The organism is Paenibacillus alba (assembly GCF_013204855.1).
Taxonomy (GTDB): Bacteria; Bacillota; Bacilli; order Paenibacillales; family NBRC-103111; genus Paenibacillus_E; species Paenibacillus_E alba.
On record NZ_JABMKZ010000035.1, the window covers coordinates 12,101 to 32,886 of the forward strand.

Here is a 20,786-nt window from a genome sequence, read left to right on the forward strand (position 1 = left end):
GACATAGGCGACTTCTAGTAGGCGTTCACTCTATTGGGTGAGCGCCTTTTATGTCTACCAGCTTTTTTCGGAAAGTACAGTGCTTTTTTGAGGCTGCAAAAAGGAGCAGTATACGGTATTTTTGTTTATTGTTATGCTAGGAAGAAGTCCCTATGAGGCAAATCAATAGGGACTGTTTCCGTTGGAAGCGGTATAATAAGGTTGAATTATTCATGGGCTAGCAGCTAGGGCATAAGGGGGGAACTGGTATGAAGCTTTGGCGAATCGTTCAGGAAAAAAAGTATTTGCTGCGCATTTTTTTATGGATCAACTGCATTATCCTGCTCATCTTACTTTCATTTTCCAGCCTTATTTATGTGAATGTGGAGAAAAATGTTTTCCAAAGCGAATATGAGGGCAGCCAAAAAGTACTGTCGCAAATGAAGTACAACATTGATTATTTGGATACGATGATCCGCAAGCTTACCTTTTCTACATACAGCAGTAATGATGTGAAAGCCCTCATGTATTTGAATGATGAAGAGACGTACGATCATATGAATACAATTAATAAATTGAACGCAACCATCGTCGCCAATTATCCGTTTATTCAATCCGTCTATGTCTATAACAATCATAAGAAGATGTATTACTCCACCTTCGGTGATTTGTATCATAAAGATGTCGAGTTGGACAAGGTTCTCTCGGCGAACCCGCCGATCACACCATTAAAAGCCATTGTGCGGAAAATGCAAACCGGCGGCAGCAGTGAAAGTCCTATTTATGAAACCGTGCTAAGTTACGTCATGTTCGAAAATGTGGATGAACAAGGTATCATGGATGGTGCCATCATTCTCAATGTGAAATTAGATTGGCTCGTGGACAATATTCGAACGATTAACCAGTTTGATTCGCGCACGCAAAGCGATTTATACATTTTAGACGACAACCACAAATTTATGGAAACGGATCCAAACCGTTTGATAGCTGAAAATTCATCCGCTGCTACGATTAAGCAAGCCTTCGAAACATCGGTTTCCCAAGATCGGGTTCATGCGGGGGAGCCTGCTGGATTCTTTTCGTCCAAAGTGAATGGCGAGAATTTCATCGTTTCGTATATCTATTTGGAAAATACGGGTTGGACACTTTTGGAAGCGAAACCATATAAAGAAGTGTACGCGAATTTGAAACAGCTCATGGATACGATTCTCATCATAACGGCTGCTGTGTTTGTCGGGGCGCTGCTCTTAACGCTATCGGCTTCGCAGGGCATTTATAGGCCAGTGAGAAGGCTGATGGAACAAACCTCTTGGAGCGGCGCGGTAAAGGATGGATCTCTGGAGCCCGGCTTGAAAGACGAATTCTCCTATTTGACCGAGGTGTACCGGAAGTCGAGAGAACAGCTGTATGAATACCATCTCGAAAAAAACAATAATACGAGTATCATGAAGATTTACTTTTTGAAAAAGCTGATCTCGGACAGCTACAGCATGAACGTCTCCGAATTCGAAGATGTGCTTAGATTGTTGAACGTATCTTTGTCCCAAGATCAACCATTCATGATCTGTGTTCTTCGTATCGATGAGTACAAACGGTTTCTGAGCCATAAAAGCTTAGCGGAGAGGGAGCTACTACGTTTTGCAATTGCCAATATAACAACGGATGCTTTATCGAAAACCTGTGTCGCGCAAACGGTGGACATGAAAGATGACTCTTTCACGATTCTATTGAACACGGCAGACAGCCAAGCTGAATCTGTGGAAATCGTGAAGCAAGCGCTTGTGGAAGCGCAAAGCTATATTCAGAAGCATTATCATGTGTCCTTTTCCGCGACGGTGAGCAGTCCCATTACGGAATATACAGCGATTGCCGCCGCCTATAACAGCACCTTGGCTAACAGCTCATATCGTTATGTGTTCGGAACGAAGTCGGTGATTACGCAAGCTCTTATCGATGACAATACGGGGAGCGTAGACATTGAGCATGTATGGGTAATGGTAAGCAAGTTGATTGAAGCTGTTCCCAAAGGGAATGCGCCCAAAACGGAGGAAAAGCTTCGCGATGTTTTTCAGCAGATCCGCAAGCTGGACTATGGCAGCATTATGTTAGTGAGCATGCAGGTCGTTCATCAATTGAAGAAGACGATTTTTGAAATGAATCGTACGAGCAAGGAACCGATTGCGATCCCTGCGAGGCTCATGAGCCGGGAGTTGTATGAGGAGGAAACGATCGAACAATTCGAGCAGCTCCTCTTGGAAGCCGTTAGATCCATCCATAGCGAGGGCGAAGAAAAAGCGATCCAAGGCAACCAGGTTGTAGCCGATACGGTCAAAGAAATCATTGACTCCAACTATTTTGATTCCTCGCTTTCGGCCGCAAGCATCTCTGACATGATGAGATTGCCCGCTTACAAATTGAGCAAAATATCAAAGATACATCTGGGGATGTCGATACCAGAATATATTAATCAGGTTAAGCTGCATAAAGCGGTGGAATGGATGGAGAATTCCAAACTAAGCATCCAGGAGATTATGCAGCGAGTCGGCGTGGAGAACGAAAGTTATTTCTATAAACTATTTAAGGCCAAGTTTGGGATGACGCCTAGAGAGTATATGGCCAAACGGACAAGATGATAAGTGGGGAAAAGCTGTCGGCCTACTTTGGAGGCTATGCCTGCTTTTTCGGCCGCCTCGGAGAGGGATGGCTGCTATTCCCCTTCTGAGCCTGCCTTTTTTGGCAGTCTCAGCGGGGGTTTGCGGATTTTTGCTTCTGAGCCGGCGTTTTCGGCAGGCTCAGATCGAGTTTGATGGGGGTTGATGGTTTTTCCGGTACGAGCCTGCCTTTTTGGCAGTCTCAGCGTGAGGTTGCGGCTTTTTTGCTGCTGAGCCGGCGTTTTCGGCAGGCTCAGATCGAGTTTGATGGGATTTGATGGTTTTTCCGTCTCGAGCCTGCCTTTTTGGCAGTCTCAGCATACAAAAAAGTCCGTCGACCAACGTGTCGGCGGCTTTTTTGCGTAAAGTACAGTTGAAATCCGGCCGGATTTCAAAACTACAGTACATTTTAGCAGGCGCAAAAATGAGCAGTATTCAATTCGTCAGGGGATTTCGTATGATGAAATCGCAAAGGACGAAGCAGCACTTACAGAAGGAGGTATCACACTTGGGAATCTTCACCGCCTTACAGAAGGAATGGAAGCATTTCTGGAAAGCAAGGAGCTTATTTTTCATCGGTTTGCCAGCGGTACTTGTTGTGTTTGTATTTTACTACTTGCCGATGTATGGCATTGTGATCGCATTTAAGGATATTAACTATACCAAAGGCATTTGGGGAAGCGATTGGGTAGGGCTTCATAACTTCAAGTTTTTTTTCAACTCGCAAGACGCGCTGAGGATTACACGGAACACCTTGTTGTTAAATGGGTTGTTTATTGTCGTGGGGATGTCCTGCGCTCTAGTCATCGGTTTATTGCTGGCTGAGTTAGGCCGAAGATGGGTCAAACTGTTCCAAACGATTTTGTTCTTTCCTTATTTTCTTTCATGGGTTGTCGTAGGTTTTGTCAGCTACATTTTGCTGAATCCTTCCTTCGGTGTGATCAATAAGGCGTTGGAGCAGCTTCATGTGGCCCCGATCGACTGGTATAGCAAGCCGGGGTATTGGCCGGTTATTTTACTGCTAACGTATTTATGGAAAAATGTCGGATACACCGCGATCATCTTCTTCACAGGCTTGCTGTCCATCGACAACAGTTATTATGAGGCTGCTTCCATAGATGGAGCTTCTAGGTTGCAGCAAATTCGAAAAATTTCCATCCCGCTCATTTTGCCATTAATTACGATGTTGTTCATGCTCAATGTGGGCCGCATTTTTTACTCGGATTTTGGATTGTTCTACTTTGTGCCTAGGGATGCGGGAATGCTGTATGCCACGACAGATGTTGTTGATACGTATGTGTTCCGTTCGCTGCGTGTTGTCGGAGATTTGGGTATGGCGTCTGCAGCCAGCTTGTATCAGGCGATTGTTGGTTTGATTCTGGTTGTAGCGACTAATTTATTCGTTCGTAAATTTAATCGAGACAACGCTTTGTTCTAGGGAGGAGGGTGACAGTGCGTTCATCTATCAAGAAAAAGTCAGAAAACAACTGGCTGATCATTCTATTCTTTGTTGTTCTATCGATCTTGTTCATCTATCCCATGTTGTACGTCATTTCTGTCTCGCTTTCATTTGACGGGGACATCGCGAAGTATGGTTATCAACTGATTCCCAAACGGATTACGTTTGTCGCGTATTCGTATATTTTCCAAACGCCCAAGGCGCTGCTTCAATCCTATATGATCACGATTTTTGTGACCGTCGTGGGAACTGCGTTAAGCTTGATTCTCACTTCTTCCATTGCTTACATTATGACCCGGAAGGATTATCGCTATAGCAAAATTACGAGCTACTTCATCTTCTTCACGCTGTTGTTCAATGCAGGATTAGTTCCTTCGTACATTATTACAACCAGCGTATTGCACATTCAGGATACGATTTGGGCATTAATTCTTCCGTATGGCGTCAGCGCGTGGTTTACGATGCTTATGAAAGGTTTCATGGATGGCTTGCCTTTCGAAATTATTGAATCTGCCAAAATCGACGGTTCGTCGGAACTGAGCACCTTTGTGCGGATCGTTCTTCCGCTGTCGAAGCCGGCGCTGGCTACGGTGGGCTTGTTCTACGCACTAGCGTATTGGAACGATTGGTGGCTTGCCATGCTCTATATTCAAAATGAAAAATTGATACCGCTTCAATATTTCCTGCAGCGGATCATGTCTAATATCGAGTTTTTGACGAAAAACATGCAAGCGGGGATCAGCATTGATATGAGCGCTATTCCAGCTGAATCTTCCCGTATGGGGATTGCTATTCTGGCCGCTGGCCCGATGTTGTTCGCTTTCCCTTTCTTCCAGAAATACTTGATCAAAGGATTGACAGTTGGTGCGGTTAAAGGCTAACTGAAAGTAAGTGTTTGTCAATCCGAATCCGGATCGGATGATAATAGATTGTACTGCCTGTAACATGACATTAGGAGGGTTCGCATATGAAAAATAGAACAATCAAAGCCTTGTCACCCGTCATTGTAAGCTGTTTGTCCATCAGTATGCTGCTTAGCGCTTGCGGAGCCAACAATAACAGTGCATCTCCTTCGCCAGTCAGCAGCGCGCCTGCTTCCCCAGCAAGCAGTGCTGCCGCTAGTCCAGCCACAGCGGAGCTTAAGCCTTATGAAATTACATGGTATTTGCCGCAAAGCGTATTCCCAGATGCTAAGCTTGTGCAGGATGCGATGAGCAAGATTACCAAAGAAAAAATAAACGCCACGCTGAATATTCAATTAGTCGATTGGGGTACGTACGATCAGAAAATGCAAGCGATTGCAGCTTCAGGGGAGAAAGCGGATCTGATTTTCACATCGAACTGGACGAATGATTACCTGCAAAACGTAAACAAAGGGGCATTCCTCGACATTACGGATCTGTTATCCAAATACGGTTCAGATATAACGAAGCAAGTACCCCCATCTGCCTGGGATGCCGCGAAGGTGAAAGGCAAGCTGTATGGCATTATTAATACCCAAGTTCTGGCTCGCACACCGGGCGTACTTATCAACAAAACATACTTGGACAAATATGGGTTTAAGGCCGATCAGTTCAAAAAATTGGCTGATTTGACACCGTTTTTTGAAAAAGTCAAACAGGCTGAGCCGGATAAATATCCGTTTAGTTTAAAAGGCGACACCGATGTGATGGGCAACTACGGCACCGCGATCGGACTTGAATATTTCTCCCAGAAAAATCCTGGTGTCATTCGAATCGACGATGCCTCGTCCAAAGTCGTGAATTTGTATGAAACGGCGGAGTTCACGGCCTTTTTGAAACAAATGCGTGAGTGGTACAGCAAAGGGATTATCCGCAAAGACGCGGCGACGATTAAAGACACGAACTCGGATGAATTGGCAGGCAAATATGTGTCTTCTACATTTACCGTTATCAATCCAGATACAGCTGCGAACCAAGCTCAAAGATTCGGCGGTGGAGATGCAGCCAACGTAGCAGCTATAGAGTTCTCTAAGCCCTATATGAGCACAGGATCTATTATCGCAACCATGACAGCGATTTCCCGAACGTCCAAAGATCCAGCAAGAGCGATGATGTTCTACAACCTGATGTATGCCGATCCGGAGCTGTTTAATTTGATGAGCTACGGTATTGAAGGCAAGCATTATACGAAGGTTTCGGATGGTTTGATCAAAAAAGTCGACAATGCCGGTTATTGGATGGACTCTGGTTGGGAATACGGCAACATGTTCAATTCGTTCCGCACTAGCGCGACTCAGCCGAAATGGTATCCAGCAGGCCCTGATAAGAACGCCGCAGCTGTTCCGTCCAAATTGTTAGGCTTCTCGTTCGATCCAAGCAACGTGAAAAGCGAATTGGCGCAAACCGCCTCGGTCGTGGACGAATTCTATGCCGGACTGATCACAGGTATTGCCGATCCGGATACCACCTTGCCAACGATGAATGCGAAGTTGAAAAAGGCGGGCTTGGACAATATTCTTGCAGAAATGCAGAAACAAATTGATGCTTGGAAAGCATCCAAATAAAGATCAATAGCCGCTTTTCTTCTTTTTAGAAAGTTGAAAGCGGCTTTTTGTCTAACGATTTCCAAAATGTATTAACAAACATGAGGAGGTTTTAGTAATGAGAAAAGCATGGGCTGCTAGTTTGGCTATTATCGTAGCGAGCGTATCGGTCATAACAACGGTTGGGGTACCCTCGGCGAGCGCAGATACGATTACAGCTAATCATGCACAACGAATCGTAAGCGCATACAAAGGGACATGGACTTCGCCGCAGGCGGATAGCAATTTCGGCAATACGACCAACGCTCCATTGCTGGGCAACGGAGATGTTGGCGCCGTTATGGTTGGAAACATTGATGCGATGACGATCGTGCTCGGCAAAAATGAGTTTTTCTCCGTTGCGGAGCGTCAATTGAAATCGATGGCCAGATTGGGCATCGCCGTTTCTGGCATGACGGGCTCGTCGTACCTGACGGAGCAGAAGCTAGCCAGCGCGCAAGTGGACGGCACGTTTACACTCTCGAGCAATACCATCAACACGTCGAGCTGGGTGCAGGCGACAGACACGACGAACAATCTGTTTATGACGAAGTTTACGTACACGGGAAGCGGTTCGAAGAACGCCACGATCTCTCTCGCCCCAGCCAATCAGAATACATTCACGAGCTCGATCGGTTCATCAGGGGATATTCTGTACCGTGATGTCCGGGCGGACAGTGCCGATACCGTTAATGGCATAACGACGATCAAAGCCCGCATTGCAACGCGAGTTATCGGTACGACGGGAACGATCAGCAATAACCAGCTTCAGTTCACTTTAACACCCGGCAGCACGTACACACTCGTCACGAGTATCATGAGCAATAAAGATTCAGCCAATTATCAGGCGCTTGCGCTAAGCAATATCAGCTCCAAAACCCAAGCCGATATAGACTCACTTAAAGCAGCGCATCAATCGTGGTGGGATGCCTTCTATACGAAATCTTTCATCGAAATCCCGAACAAAACGATCGAGAAGTCCTTCTACGGCTCGCTCTATTTGCTCGGAAGCAGCTCTAGAACAGGTGAAGCGCCTCCAGGGTTGTGGGGGGCTTGGATAGCCCGCAATTCGGATTGGGGCGGCGATTACCATCTGAACTACAACACAGAGGCGCCATTTTATTTCGCTATGCCTACGAACCATATTGAACTTGCGGGCGCGTACGACAAGCCAGTGCTTGACTGGATTCCGAAAGCGCAAACCGCGGCTGCGGGCGCTGGATTTACTGGGGTTTACTACCCCGTAGGCATAGGTCCTTTCACGATGGACACAGACGGAAATTACCATAACCAAAAAACGAATGCCGTCTTCGGAGCGACGGTCATGCTCGACCACTACTATGCGACGGCTGACTCGGCCTATGCGAATTCGATTTATGCCTATCTGAAAGAGGCGGCGAAGTTCTGGCAGAACTATTTGACATGGGACGGTTCGCGATATGTCATTACCAACGATGCCCAGCATGAAGGTGATGTCTATCCTCAAACCAATGGGGTCATGTCGCTCGGTTTGGTTCGTTATGTGCTTCAAGGCTGCATAGACATCAGTACGGCTCTCGGTCAGGATACGACGCTCCGATCGACATGGCAGAACATCCTGAACAATCTTAGTGCATTTCCAACGCAGACGAGAAACAGTCAGACCGTATTCCGCTATACGGAAGTCGGGCGGGACTGGAGCACGGATAATGCGATTGGCATCCAACACATCTATCCTGGCCGCCAGATCGGCCTATCAAGCAGCGCATCGCTCATCCAAACAGCCAAAAACATGATCGGCCAGATGGCCCGCTGGACAGACGGCAATGGCACCAACACATTTTATCCGGCAGCAGCGAGAGTTGGTTATGATCCAGCGACGATTCTGAGTCAGCTTTCATCGTTCGTCAGCAGCGCAAGCTACGCTAATATGCATATTAAAACCGGTGGTGGCGGCATCGAGAATTTCAACGTTGTGCCGGCAACCCTAGCCGAAATGATGCTGCAATCGTTCCAGAACAAAATCAGAGTGTTCGCGAACTGGCCGACGGGTACCGACGCGAAATATGGGGACCTGCGCGCAGACGGTGCGTTTCTCATTTCGAGCAGCAGGAAGAACAATCAAGTTGAATATGTCCGCATCATCAGCGAAAAAGGCAAAACCGCGACGCTTGCCAATCCATGGAGCGGGCAGACGGTGCGCGTTTACCGCAACGGAGTGGATAGCGGCACAATGTCGGGAACCGATTTGACGATTCCAACATCGGCTAACGAGACGATACACCTTGCGCTGGATGGGACTTCCTATGCGGCAATTCTGAACAATATGAATCAAGCGTTAGGGCAATCATCCATCGAAACGGTAACCGCAAGCAGCACGAACAGTCCAAGCGGTGAAGAGAAGGAAAAAGCTTTCGATGGCTCCCCGGCAACCAAATGGCTCATTTTCACGAATGCAGGATGGATTCAGTACCACTACACAACGGCTAAAGTCATCAATAAGTATGAGATTACGTCAGCGAATGACGTTCCGGCAAGAGATCCGAAGAATTGGACGCTGAAAGGCTCCAACGATGGAACGAACTGGACGACGCTCGACACGAGAACGAATGAAACATTCGCGAATCGGCTTCAGGTTAAGGCATATACGTTTGCGAATAATACGGCTTATGCGAATTATCGGTTAGACGTATCTGCCAATAATGGCGATGCAAACCTGCAGATCGCTGAAATCACGTTGTACGAGGGGGCGACGACTCCGTCTAATGTGGCTCTAAACAAAACAGTGACCGCAAGTGATGAGATCAATGTCACCGAGTCTGCGGCGAAAGCCATTGATGGAGGAGCAACAACCAAGTGGACGTCGCAGGCTTTGAATCTCGTGCCTGGAGACAAGTGGCTGAAGGTTGATTTGGGAACCAGCTATGCCATTCATCGCTGGGTCGTCAAGCATGCGGGCTCGAATGGGGAAGCAGCTAGCTACAATACGAAGGATTTCAAGCTGCAGAAGAGCAGCGATGGATCGAATTGGACGGACGTTGATGCCGTCACGGGGAATACCGCTGCGACAACCGATCGGACGGTAGCTTCATTCTCTAGCCGTTATGTCCGGTTATACATCACGACAACGGTCCAAAGCGATGCCGGGTATGCACAAACTCCCGGTGATCGCAGCAACGCCCGCATTTACGAGTTCGAAGTATACGGAAATTAACGGCAGCGCCGTTGGCGTTCATCCCAGCACTTGGGGATGGACGTCTTTTTTCTCCTGTAGTGAAGCGGCCATTGAGCCTGCCGAAAAGGCAGGCTCAACGCGCGAAGCAGACAGCATCCTCGCTAATATCCTTCGTCCAATTGCCATAGCTATTGGAACGGGTGCCTCATTTAGATATATAATGAGAATGGTACGAAGCTAACGGAAAGTCGCGGAATGCAGCGGCTTTTTTGATGTCCAGAAATGGGGGAAGTATCATTCTTGAGTTTTCATTAGATTTTTCGTTGGATCGAAAGCCATTATTTTATCAAATTTATGACTATTTCAAACAAGGCATACTGAATGAGCAATTACCATATGGTACTTTTTTTCCCTCCATTAGAAGCTGCGCTCAATCGCTTAAAGTAAGCAAAAATACAGTCGAGAGCGCTTATCAACTTTTGGTTTCAGAAGGATACATCAGCAACATTCCCAAAAAGGGATATAAAATTGTTCATCTTGTTAAAAAATCGGGGAGCAACTCCTCCCCGATTTGGGGTGGCGATTATACCGATGAAGTACGTATCGACTTTCGTTATGGCAATATTGAACTTTCTTCATTTCCACTGAATCAGTGGAATAAAGCGCGCAACCAAATTATAGGGCACTATCAAAGAAATTATGAAGTAGAAGGTGACTCGCAGGGAGAGTACGCATTAAGGAAAGAATTATCAAGATTGCTTTTTGAAGCAAGGGGAGTCATTTCCGCATCCGAGCAAATCATAATAGGTGCTACTCCTCAACAGCTTGTATCGCTGCTATGCCAGCTAATGGATACGAGAGATTATGTAATAGGAGTTGAGGACCCCGGGTACGACGGTGCCAGAAACACATTTATTAACCTTGGCTTTCGTGTGCATGCGATTCCTTTGATGACGGACGGCATTTCGATAGATGAGCTTGAAAAGAGTCCTGCCAATGTGATTTATGTTAGTCCTTCCCAGCAGTTTCTTAATAAGTTGACGATGCCTCAGGACAAAAGACAACAGTTGGTGCAGTGGGTTAATTCCAGAAAATATGTTTTTGAGGATGACTATGAGTGGGAATATAAATATGAAAATGGGTTCGTGGCTTCCATTCAAAGTCTTGCCCCTGAGAAAGTCATTTATATTGGCAGAATTTCAAAAACACTTTTACCAGTCACGAATATAAGCTATGCCGTACTTCCTTATGAAGTATTGTCCTTATTTCATTCAAGAGTAACCGAATATGATCAACCTGTGTCGAGACTCGATCAATTAACCTTTGCCCAATATGTATCAAATGGTTATTGGTACAAGCATTTGCAGAAAGTGCGGAAACAATATGAAGAGAAGTCTAAAGCTTTTTTCGAAGCCATATCCCAGAATAGTCAGTATTTTGTGGAAGTTGAAGCCAAAGATACGGGTTTACATGCATTCGTTACAGTAAAGTCCAGTAAATCAGAATCTGAATTAATCAAGTTGGGCAAGATGAATGGCGTACAAGTGTATGGGACATCTAGGTATAGGTTTCATATGACAGGGAAGTACCCGACAGTCCTGCTTGGATACGGGTCATTAAGCTGCAAGGAGATACATCTTGGCATAAAGCTGTTAACCGAAGCATGGTTTGAGCCTGTTTGACCCTCTTTAACGAGCTTTAACCCTCTTGTCCTATTGACTTTGTTCGTTCTGTCCCTTTAACTAGGATGAAGTTCTATTTACTATTGATTACATCAATGTAATTGGGGTGGATGATGAATGAACTTTATTTTTGATATGGATGGAACGATTTGTTTTAAAGGGCAGCCAATTTCCAAAAGGATTTTAGATTATTTATGGCAGCTGCAACAATTAGGTCACTTTATCGGGTTTGCTTCGGCAAGGCCTTATCGGGACATGCTGCCCATTTTGGATGACCGCTTTTATCATCATCTTTTGATCGGCGCCAATGGAGCTATGGCTTTTAATGAGGGAAAACCTCTTTACTATAATCCGATTCCATCTCAGTTAGCGAATGAAATTATTAAGCTCCTAGATGACTATCAGGCTGATTTTCTCGTTGATGATACATTGAACTATGCGATTAGAACAGAGAAACAGCATCCTCTCCTCATGAGTCTAGATCAAAATAATGTGGCTAAACGCGTTGAATTGGATCAAATTGAGTCTTTTATAAAAATTGTCGTTCTGTCGTGCAGTAAATTCGAGGAATTGTCGCAAAAAATATCACAGCTCGATGTCACTATTCACTATCATTCCGCTGAAGGCATCCTAGATATTACAAATAAAAATGTTAATAAAATGACGGGATTGAAGCAAACGGGTCTTCAACTAGAATCTTTTATATGCATGGGCAATGATATGAATGATCTTCCTTTGTTTCAACAGGCTCAACATTCCGTATTAATCGGCACATACGAACCTCTACGATTGATAGCTAATCATCAAATCTTGATGGATGACAAAGTAGAGCATAATATTATATCTAAGCTAGAGGAACTAAGACAGAGGAGAGATACATATGAATTCATTTGTGGAGAATAGACATGCATCGTTGCGAGAAGCTGAAAGGAAGGCGGCTGAACTTTTCCAAGCGATCGAAGATAAGAACATATTAAGGAGCGGTACAACCGAAAAGCAGATTAATCGGGATATCTATGATTTGGCGTTCCAAATGTTTGGGATTAAGAAATACTGGCATAAACGTATTGTCCGAGCGGGCAAAAACACGTTGCATCCGTATAAAGAAAATCCTCCTGATTTGACCGTCCTTGAGGATGATATTGTATTTCTTGACTTCGGTCCGATTTTTGAAGATTGGGAGGCTGATTTCGGCCGGACATACGTGCTTGGACAAGATCCGAATAAGACCAAACTACGTCATGATATTGCGCAGGCTTGGGCAGAAGGAAAAACCTATTTTCAATCTAAACCTAATGTGACAGGTAGTGAATTATTCGCCTTTGTTAGTGATCTTGCCCACCAATATGGTTGGGAATTCGGAGGACCACACGCTGGTCATCTCATAGGTGAATTCCCTCACGAAGAAATCCAGGGAGAAGAAGTTGAGAACTATATTCATCCCGACAATCATATTGCCATGAGAGAACCTGACAAAAACGGTCATCCGCGAGATTGGATTTTGGAAATTCATTTTGTTGATCGAGAATTGGAAATTGGCGGGTTTATCGAACAATTATTAACGGTTGATTAATCTAGCTGAGCGATGAAAGCATCGTCCGATTGTGGGGAGGACTCCCTTCTTTCGGCACGATGCTTTTTTTACTCTAACACTTTCAGATCCAATCCATGGTTTATGACGATCGTCACTTATCATATGATGGCCTTTTCTAATATAGTTACTTCGGTAAATAGTTCGAGAAGGAGTGGGAAGATTGCATAACGAAATAGAGATCAAGCAGTATAGTGTTAGCAAAATATTGGGTTTATGGGCTTTGGTCACGCTGCCGATGTTCCTTATTCGATTCGCACTGATGCCGGTTCTGGTACCAATCGTCCGTATACATCCGGGTATTCTCTATTGGATGCTTATGATTGTCGGCATGATCTGGCAGTTTGTACTATCAGTCATCCTTTTGAAAAGGGAACTTGGCCATTTAAGCTGGGCGAAGCTGAAAAAAAGACTCTGGCTGAACCATCCGGTTCATCCGAAAACGTTTAAGGTCTACAAACTCGCTTATTCATTCACGATTCCGATCATTCTGTACGCCTTTTTCTTTGAAAGCTCAGGTTTATTCGCGTTTATGGGAGAAACGATGAACCGGCTTTTCCCTTTCATGGCTCCTGCGGATTATGCCCAGATACAAAATTTGGTGAGCCCTGAATTTGTAGGTGACTGGTATTTGCTCGGAATTGCACTTGTCAGTTGTTTGTTTAACTATTTACTCGGAGAAGAATTATTTTTCAGAGGCATTCTGCTGCCTAAGATGAAGGGAGCTTTTGGAAAATGGGATTGGGCCATGAACGGTGTTTTGTTTGCTGCCTATCACCTGCATAAAATGTCGGATATCCCATTGCTTCTCGTCGGATCGATTTTTTACGGCTTTTTGAATGCGAAATATCGCAGCTTTTGGCCGTCGGTTATCATTCATGGGGTGGAAGCCATTCCCTTACTTATAGCCGTTACTGCGGTCATTTTAGGATTTCTGTGAAGTGTTCCATGCAAAGGGATGTGTGATTCATGAGTTTTTCAACCGTTCATACTCTAAGCAATACGAAAGTAGCGAGATTATTTTTCTATGGACTGGCATGCGCTTACGTGGTCCTGCTGTTGCTTTACTTTGTTGTATCTCAGTATAAAGGCTTTATGGTTGTTATGATCCTGATCGGACTGTATCTCTTAAGGCACTCGAAACGTGTGTTGAATCATCCCAAGTATCATCCGATTGCAGCCATATCCCCGATTGTCGAAATCGTTCTCCTCTTTTTTTTATTCCTGCGAAGCGGAACAGAAATTGAGAGTATCGTATTTGTTCTCTTTAGTGCGGATCTTCTCTTGCAGTACAAGTCGTGGTACGCCTTTCCCTTTGCCTATGGTGGATATTTAGCCTACATTTTTTTGTGGTCAGCAGGTGGAGAAAATGTATGGTGGAATATGTTCCATATTTTGAGCTATTCGTTTTTGGTAATCCCCATCTGGAGCACTAAGCTGCTGCTCAATCAAAGGGATATTACCCTTCGATTGAACGAATCTTTGATCCAAGAGGCTAGAACGAGAGAAGAGATGGCAGCATTAAAAGAGAGAACGCGGATTGCGGAAGAAGTTCATGATACGGTGGGACACACGTTAACTACAGCGATCGTCGCCCTTGAAGGAGCCCAACTGCTCTTCGATAGAAAACCGGAGGAATCTCTGCGGAAGATCCGCATCGCTCGCGAGCAGCTGAAGCAAGGACTTGGCAACATCCGTCAAGTTGTCAAAACATTAAAAGCAAAGGACGGGACTGTTGGCGACTTGGGGCTTAGGGAAGGCATACAGAAGATCATGAACGATACGGAGAAGCAGACGGGCGTTCAATTTATTTTGCAGTACGAGGCGGTCACCCCTCTCATCTCTCTTCAGGAGTATGTCATGATCAACTTCATCAAGGAATCGATCACCAATGCGCTCAAACATGGCAAAGCAAGTGCCATTGAGATCTCTGTCTTTGAGCAGCAAGATACGATTCATATTAAGGTAAAGGACAATGGAAGCGGCAGCGATTCATTCCTCTATGGGTTTGGTTTGAAATCGATGGAAGAAAGAATCGAGGCCATCGGCGGTCAATTGCATGTGCAAAGTGAACCGATGAAGGGATTTGCACTCCATGTCCAGATGCCTGTTGCAAAGGGGAACGGTTAATGGATAGCGCTCGCAAAATCAGAGTCATGCTTGTGGATGATCAGAAAATTATGCTGGAAGGTCTGGAAACTTTGCTTTCGATAAAAGCGGAGATAGAGATCGTTGGGACGGCTCAAACCGGTGAAGAAGCGCTTGAACGGCTTCACTCGGTTGTCCCGGATATCATCCTGATGGACATCCGCATGCCAGGTATGGGAGGCGTAAAGGCAACCGAAGCCATTAAGGAGCTCTACCCGCATGTGACCATACTCATCTTAACGACCTTTGATGATGATGCGTATATCATAGAGGCTTTATGCAGCGGAGCTTCCGGTTATTTGCTTAAAGACATCGATGGAGAGAAGCTTGTTCAATCCATTGATGAAGCACTTTCCGGTAATTTGCTGCTTACTGGCAAAGTGGCACAAAAGCTTGCTCGCAATATCCGCAATAAGAACAGCGAGTTTGAAAAGGCAGGCAAGGAACTTGAGCTAACGCCAAGAGAGCTTGACCTAGCAAGGCTGCTTATAGAGGGATACAACTCAAAGGAAATTGCCGAACAATTATTTTTGACTCAGGGAACGGTAAAGAACTATTTAAGTGATATTTATGCGAAGATCGGTACCAATGACCGGGCTAAGGCGCTCTTGTTATTAAAAAAATATTTATCAACATGAGAGCAGCGATACACAGCATGCCCTCCGAGAAGGCTGCCGACATCAAAGAGTCGGCGGTCTTTTGACGGTTTTTATTAAATGGACATGCTATGCTAATATAGAGGATCAGCGACAGCAGGATATACGCTGGATAGACAGAGAATCAGGAGGACTTGATATGTTCGGAGGAACCATTCTCCTTGTTGACGATGAGAAGGAAATTGTCGATCTTCTGGAGATTTATTTGAAAAATGAAGGATTTACTTTATTAAAAGCAAGCAATGGCGTTGAGGCTCTGGAGTTGTTGAAAACCAACCATGTCGATTTAATTATTTTGGATGTCATGATGCCCCATATGGATGGTATTGAGGCTTGTATGAAAATCAGGGAAGAGAAGCATATGCCCATCATTATGCTCTCAGCCAAGAGCCAGGAGATGGACAAAATTACGGGCCTCAGCATCGGGGCGGATGATTATGTTGCCAAACCGTTCAGCCCGCTTGAGATCATGGCACGGGTTAAATCCCAACTTCGAAGATACAGACAGCTTAATGCTTCAACGATAAAAAATGAGAATGAAATTGTCATTGACGACCTTGTCATCAATATGGCAACACACAAAGTAAGTATTGATCAAGTTGATGCTAGGCTGACGCCGCGGGAATTCGCTATCTTGCAGGTGTTGGCCAGAAACCGCGGGATTGTGCTAAGCATGGAGAAAATCTACGAGACTGTTTGGAACGAGCCCTTCTGGGAATCTAATAATACCGTCATGGTTCATATCCGGAAAATTCGCGAAAAAATCGAAAAAGAACCAAGCAGCCCTCAATACATTAAAACCGTGTGGGGAATTGGGTATACCATTGAGTAGTAGCGCCAGACAAGGTAGAGGAGGCTGCAAATGAGAAATAAATTTATACAAACTTTGCGCTGGAAGTTTATATTTGTTTTTTTGCTCAGCATTGTACTTACGTTAGCAGCGGTGTTTTTAAGCTATCAAGTGCTTCAAAAGTTGATCTATGTCAAGCCGTTTAGAGATCCTATTAGATGGGTGGTCAATCATATAGGTTCTACACCCGTTGCGGTTGTTATCGGCGGCCTTTTATTCCTATTTTTTTTCTTTTTATTTAGCCAAAAAATCATTGGTTATCTCGAGGAAATTACGTTGGGTGTTCAAGAAATCGCCAAAGGAAACCTCGAGTATGAAATTGTCGCAAAGTCTTCAGACGAACTGGGCGTTGTGGTCGAAAACATTAATCAGATGACGCGAAAACTGCGAAATTCGATTGAAGAGGAAAGAATTGCCGAGCGAACCAAAAATGAATTAATTACCGGTGTTTCTCACGATCTGCGAACCCCGCTTACCTCGATTCTCGGCTATTTGGAGTTAATTGAATCTGACCGCTATAAGGACGAAGTAGAACTTCGGTATTATACGAATATAGCCTACGAAAAAACGAAAAACTTAAAGAAATTAATTGATTCCCTATTTGAATACACCTCCATACATGGAAATGGTCCTGATCTTAAGACGAACAAAATCAATATTAACGGTTTCTTAAAACAACTTGCGGAAGAATTCATCCCCACGCTAACCAAAGCGGGAATGTCGTATCGCATGGTATCGGATGATGAACTCGTTTACGTCCAAGCGGATGGCAATCAATTGGTGCGTGCTTATGAAAATTTAATTTCCAATGCCATCCGTTATGGCAAAGAAGGTAAGTTCGTGGATATTCAGATCAAGAAAAGCAATGAGGAAGCCATCGTAGAAATTATCAATTATGGAGAAGCAATCCCTGAGATGGATTTGCCCTACATCTTCGAAAGATTTTATCGCGCTGAGAAATCAAGATCGTCAGAAACAGGAGGCACCGGCTTAGGATTAGCTATCGCAAAAGGCATCATTGAAGTGCACGGTGGGCAAATATCGGCACACAGCAATAAAAGCAGGACCGTTTTCGAGACAAGAATTCCCTTGATTCCAGCAAATGCTTAATAATTATTAAGAATTACTTAAGCGGTTCATAAGTGGCTGCAAAAGACACCTTAAGATTTGGCTTGTATACTCTTGTTTGTACGAGGTATTCAAAAAATGAAATCGAGGTGCAAGTATGTCACGCAAAGTATTTATAGGGATAGCGATAGTGATCTTATTGGGTATCGGAGGGAGCTGGATATATAACAAAGGAATGAAAGGTAAAGACCAGTCGCTCCAACAGGTCAAACCGGTTACAGCGATGCCGCAGCGCCAAGAACTTAAGAAGGTAGTATCTGTAGCCAAGCTTAAGGACAGTTATGACGTTGTTGTCGTTGGAACAGATCCAGAAGGCATAAGTGCTGCTGTCTCCGCCGCGCGCAATGGACTCCAAACCTTATTGATAGACAGCAGAAACCGTGAAATACTTGGAGGCTTGATGACCGTAGGCTGGCTGAACAGCATTGATATGAACTGGGTTAAACCAGACACGAGTTTACTAGGCAAGGAACAGGCGTACTTAAATCAAGGAATATTTGCAGAGTGGTACAAAAAAATAGAAGGCCATTCGTTTGATATCCAAACAGCCGCTAATAGCTTTTATAGGCTTGTAAGCTCAGAGGAGAACATTGATATCTCCATGGACTCAAAAGCAATTGAGCCTATTATTAAAAAAGATGATAAATCCACTGTTGTGGAAGGAATAAAAGTGACATCGAAGGACGGCACCCAGCATAGCGTAGCAGCCAAATCTGTCATTGATGCTACGCAGGATGGTGACATCGCGGCAGCGGCTGGCGTCGGATTCACAATAGGGCGCGAAGACTTGGGAGATGTCAAATCTTCCATGGCAGTAACGGCTGTTTTTCGTTTGAAAAATATCGATGCCAAAGCATGGGAGCTGATCTCCAAACGACTTAACGGGGATGGGAACGACGGCACTGGAACGGACAACATGTCGGCATGGGGATACGGTACGGAAATGAAAAGCTACGTCCCGCTTAACAAGGAACGCGCCATGATGCGTGGGCTGAACATAGGCAGGCAAAATGATGATACGGTTTTGATTAACGCGCTGCATATTTTCGGAATTGATGGATTAAACCCAGCTGCGCAGAAGGAAGCCCTGCAAATTGCCAAAGAGGAAATTCCTAATGTCGTTAAGTATCTGCAAACATTTCCTGAATTCAAGAATGCCGAGCTGGATGGCATAGCTTCCGAGCTATATGTTCGAGAAACCCGGCATATGAAGGGCTTATACCGCTTAAGCATTCTTGACTTATTGGAAAATCGCGATCAGTGGGACAGGATTGCCTTTGGTTCTTACCCTGCGGATATCCAGAAGACTTCACCAGCAGATAATGGCGCAATTCCGGTTGATCCTTGGCGTTATGCCGTTCCGTTCCGCAGCATTGTTCCGCAAGCCGTGGATGGATTGCTTGTAGTGGGGCGTTCAGCCAGTTATGATACGCTAGCACATGGAAGTGCCCGCGTCATCCCGACTGGAATGGCCGAAGGCCAAGCGGCAGGCGTTGCCGTTAAACTTGCTAAGGACAACAATGTTACCTTCCGCCAACTAGCCGAATCGAAGCCGTTAATTGAAGAGATGCAAAAACAGATGAATAATCAAGGAATGGATATAAAGCCTTATACGTTGAAACAGCCGTCTTTTATGACGCATAAAGATTATCCAGGACTTAAAGCAGCCGTTTATATGGGACTTGCCTACGGATCATATGGCAATTCAGCATTTGATTTAGATAAGGCCTCTAATGTTCAGCGGATGGTGAACCAGCTGAGCAATATCAAGCGTATGTATGCTTCTCATTTTACCGGTAATCCTTCCGAAGCATTGAAAGGTGTAGAAGAACCGGCAAAAAAACCATTAAGTTTGCAGCAAGCGAGCTTTACAATAGTAAAAGCGATTGGTTTAGACGCAACGACGATCGAGGAAGCCCCCGCGGTACTTCAGGCGAAAGGGATCATTAGCAAAGCCAGCGTTGATCTCATTACCGATAAGCAGAAGTTAACTAATGGAGATGCTTATATGCTGCTCAAAGATGCAGTAGGCAGTCTAGCTGGGAAGCAGTTCTAACTTTGAATCGTTGGGCTTTAGAACAAATAATGCAAATAACGGCCTATGCAGGTATCAAAGCTGCGATTTGGAAACGAGTGGGCAAATTTCCAGTTGACACAAAAGTAGTTAGGTGCCATACTATGCGTATGAACAAAGATAATCAAGTATTAAATGACGTTGATGCTATTCCTTCGCTTGTACAATCCAAGAGGCAGATTGATCGCTATAACCTAGACATCGACGCACAGGCGATACTCGTCGCATCTAGGCTAATGGCAGCGGGAGCCAAGCTTGGACATGCTTCGGAAATTCATTTCTCCAGATTCGGTTTATCAACAGGGCGCTATCGATTACTAGCTGATCTTGAAGACAATGAAGGGGAGGAGCTGCCTTCGCAATTAGCGGAGCATCTAGGTGTTACACGTGCGACAGTGACTGGTCTTATCGACATTCTTGAGCGAGATGGCCTAGTGTCCCGGCGTTCAAGCTCAGTGGATGGTCGTCAGCGATCGGTCGTTTTGACCGAGGAAGGTGCGAAGAAGCTCCGTGAAATGGCTCCTGAGCATTTCGCTCGGCTGGAAGCAATGGTGGGTTTACTCAATATCGAGGAACGCAGCTTATTTCTCGACCTGCTAGGCCGAGTCACACAAGGCATCTCAGCACTTACGGACGAATCAGTCGAAGTAAAGGAAAACTTCAGTAATGAGTAAAACGGGCTAGTGATACTAGCCCATTTTCACTCTTATATAGTTAGGCTCCTAATTACATGCCGAAAAAATAGCTGCTGAAATTTAAAAAAGGAAGGGAGTAACGACATGAGCAAGATGAAATACCAGAATCAGACAAAAGGTATTTATGACATCAAGACTGCTGGATCCAAGAGAAAGAATTTTATACTGTGGCGA

General features: G+C 44.9%; 15 protein-coding genes. All 15 read left to right on the forward strand.

The features are described from left to right. Positions 1-248: 248 nt before the first annotated feature. A complete protein-coding gene (locus HQN90_RS29730; RefSeq protein ID WP_173225932.1) occupies positions 249-2,612 on the forward strand; it encodes a helix-turn-helix domain-containing protein in 2,364 nt (787 codons plus the stop codon). 526 nt (positions 2,613-3,138) lie between these two features. Next, positions 3,139-4,068 carry an ABC transporter permease gene (locus HQN90_RS29735; protein WP_246362908.1) on the forward strand — a complete coding sequence of 310 codons (930 nt, stop codon included), beginning with the start codon at positions 3,139-3,141 and terminating at the stop codon, positions 4,066-4,068. Positions 4,069-4,082: 14 nt separating this feature from the next. Beyond that, the gene (locus HQN90_RS29740) at positions 4,083-4,970 is read left to right on the forward strand and encodes a carbohydrate ABC transporter permease (protein WP_338042405.1); all 888 of its coding nucleotides are present in this window, start codon (positions 4,083-4,085) and stop codon (positions 4,968-4,970) included. Positions 4,971-5,056: 86 nt separating this feature from the next. Further along, a complete protein-coding gene (locus tag HQN90_RS29745; RefSeq protein WP_173225934.1) occupies positions 5,057-6,616 on the forward strand; it encodes a DUF3502 domain-containing protein in 1,560 nt (519 codons plus the stop codon). A gap of 97 nt (positions 6,617-6,713) precedes the next feature. Further along, a complete protein-coding gene (locus HQN90_RS29750; RefSeq protein ID WP_173225936.1) occupies positions 6,714-9,827 on the forward strand; it encodes a discoidin domain-containing protein in 3,114 nt (1,037 codons plus the stop codon). A gap of 233 nt (positions 9,828-10,060) precedes the next feature. Next, on the forward strand, positions 10,061-11,470 hold the full coding sequence (gene pdxR, locus HQN90_RS29755) for a MocR-like pyridoxine biosynthesis transcription factor PdxR (protein WP_173225938.1): 1,410 nt from the start codon (positions 10,061-10,063) through the stop codon (positions 11,468-11,470). A gap of 117 nt (positions 11,471-11,587) precedes the next feature. Next, positions 11,588-12,373, forward strand: a complete 786-nt coding sequence (locus tag HQN90_RS29760) for an HAD-IIB family hydrolase (protein ID WP_173225940.1) — start codon at positions 11,588-11,590, stop codon at positions 12,371-12,373. Beyond that, complete coding sequence (locus HQN90_RS29765; RefSeq protein ID WP_173225942.1) at positions 12,351-13,043, forward strand: M24 family metallopeptidase; 693 nt, start codon at positions 12,351-12,353, stop codon at positions 13,041-13,043. Before HQN90_RS29760 ends, HQN90_RS29765 begins: the two co-directional genes overlap by 23 nt. A gap of 181 nt (positions 13,044-13,224) precedes the next feature. Then, the gene (locus HQN90_RS29770) at positions 13,225-14,001 is read left to right on the forward strand and encodes a CPBP family intramembrane glutamic endopeptidase (RefSeq protein WP_173225944.1); all 777 of its coding nucleotides are present in this window, start codon (positions 13,225-13,227) and stop codon (positions 13,999-14,001) included. Between the two features lie 29 nt (positions 14,002-14,030). Beyond that, positions 14,031-15,191, forward strand: a complete 1,161-nt coding sequence (locus HQN90_RS29775) for a sensor histidine kinase (RefSeq protein WP_173225946.1) — start codon at positions 14,031-14,033, stop codon at positions 15,189-15,191. Continuing rightward, on the forward strand, positions 15,191-15,847 hold the full coding sequence (locus HQN90_RS29780; protein WP_173225948.1) for a response regulator transcription factor: 657 nt from the start codon (positions 15,191-15,193) through the stop codon (positions 15,845-15,847). Before HQN90_RS29775 ends, HQN90_RS29780 begins: the two co-directional genes overlap by 1 nt. 157 nt (positions 15,848-16,004) lie before the next feature. Continuing rightward, entirely contained in the window at positions 16,005-16,697 is a 693-nt protein-coding gene (locus HQN90_RS29785; RefSeq protein ID WP_173225950.1) for a response regulator transcription factor, read from the forward strand. Positions 16,698-16,727: 30 nt separating this feature from the next. Next, on the forward strand, positions 16,728-17,825 hold the full coding sequence (locus tag HQN90_RS29790) for a sensor histidine kinase (protein WP_173225952.1): 1,098 nt from the start codon (positions 16,728-16,730) through the stop codon (positions 17,823-17,825). 115 nt (positions 17,826-17,940) lie between these two features. Beyond that, positions 17,941-19,899, forward strand: coding sequence for an FAD-dependent oxidoreductase (locus HQN90_RS29795; protein WP_173225954.1), 1,959 nt, complete (start codon positions 17,941-17,943; stop codon positions 19,897-19,899). Between the two features lie 128 nt (positions 19,900-20,027). Next, positions 20,028-20,591, forward strand: coding sequence for a MarR family winged helix-turn-helix transcriptional regulator (locus HQN90_RS29800; protein ID WP_173226034.1), 564 nt, complete (start codon positions 20,028-20,030; stop codon positions 20,589-20,591). Positions 20,592-20,786: the final 195 nt, after the last annotated feature.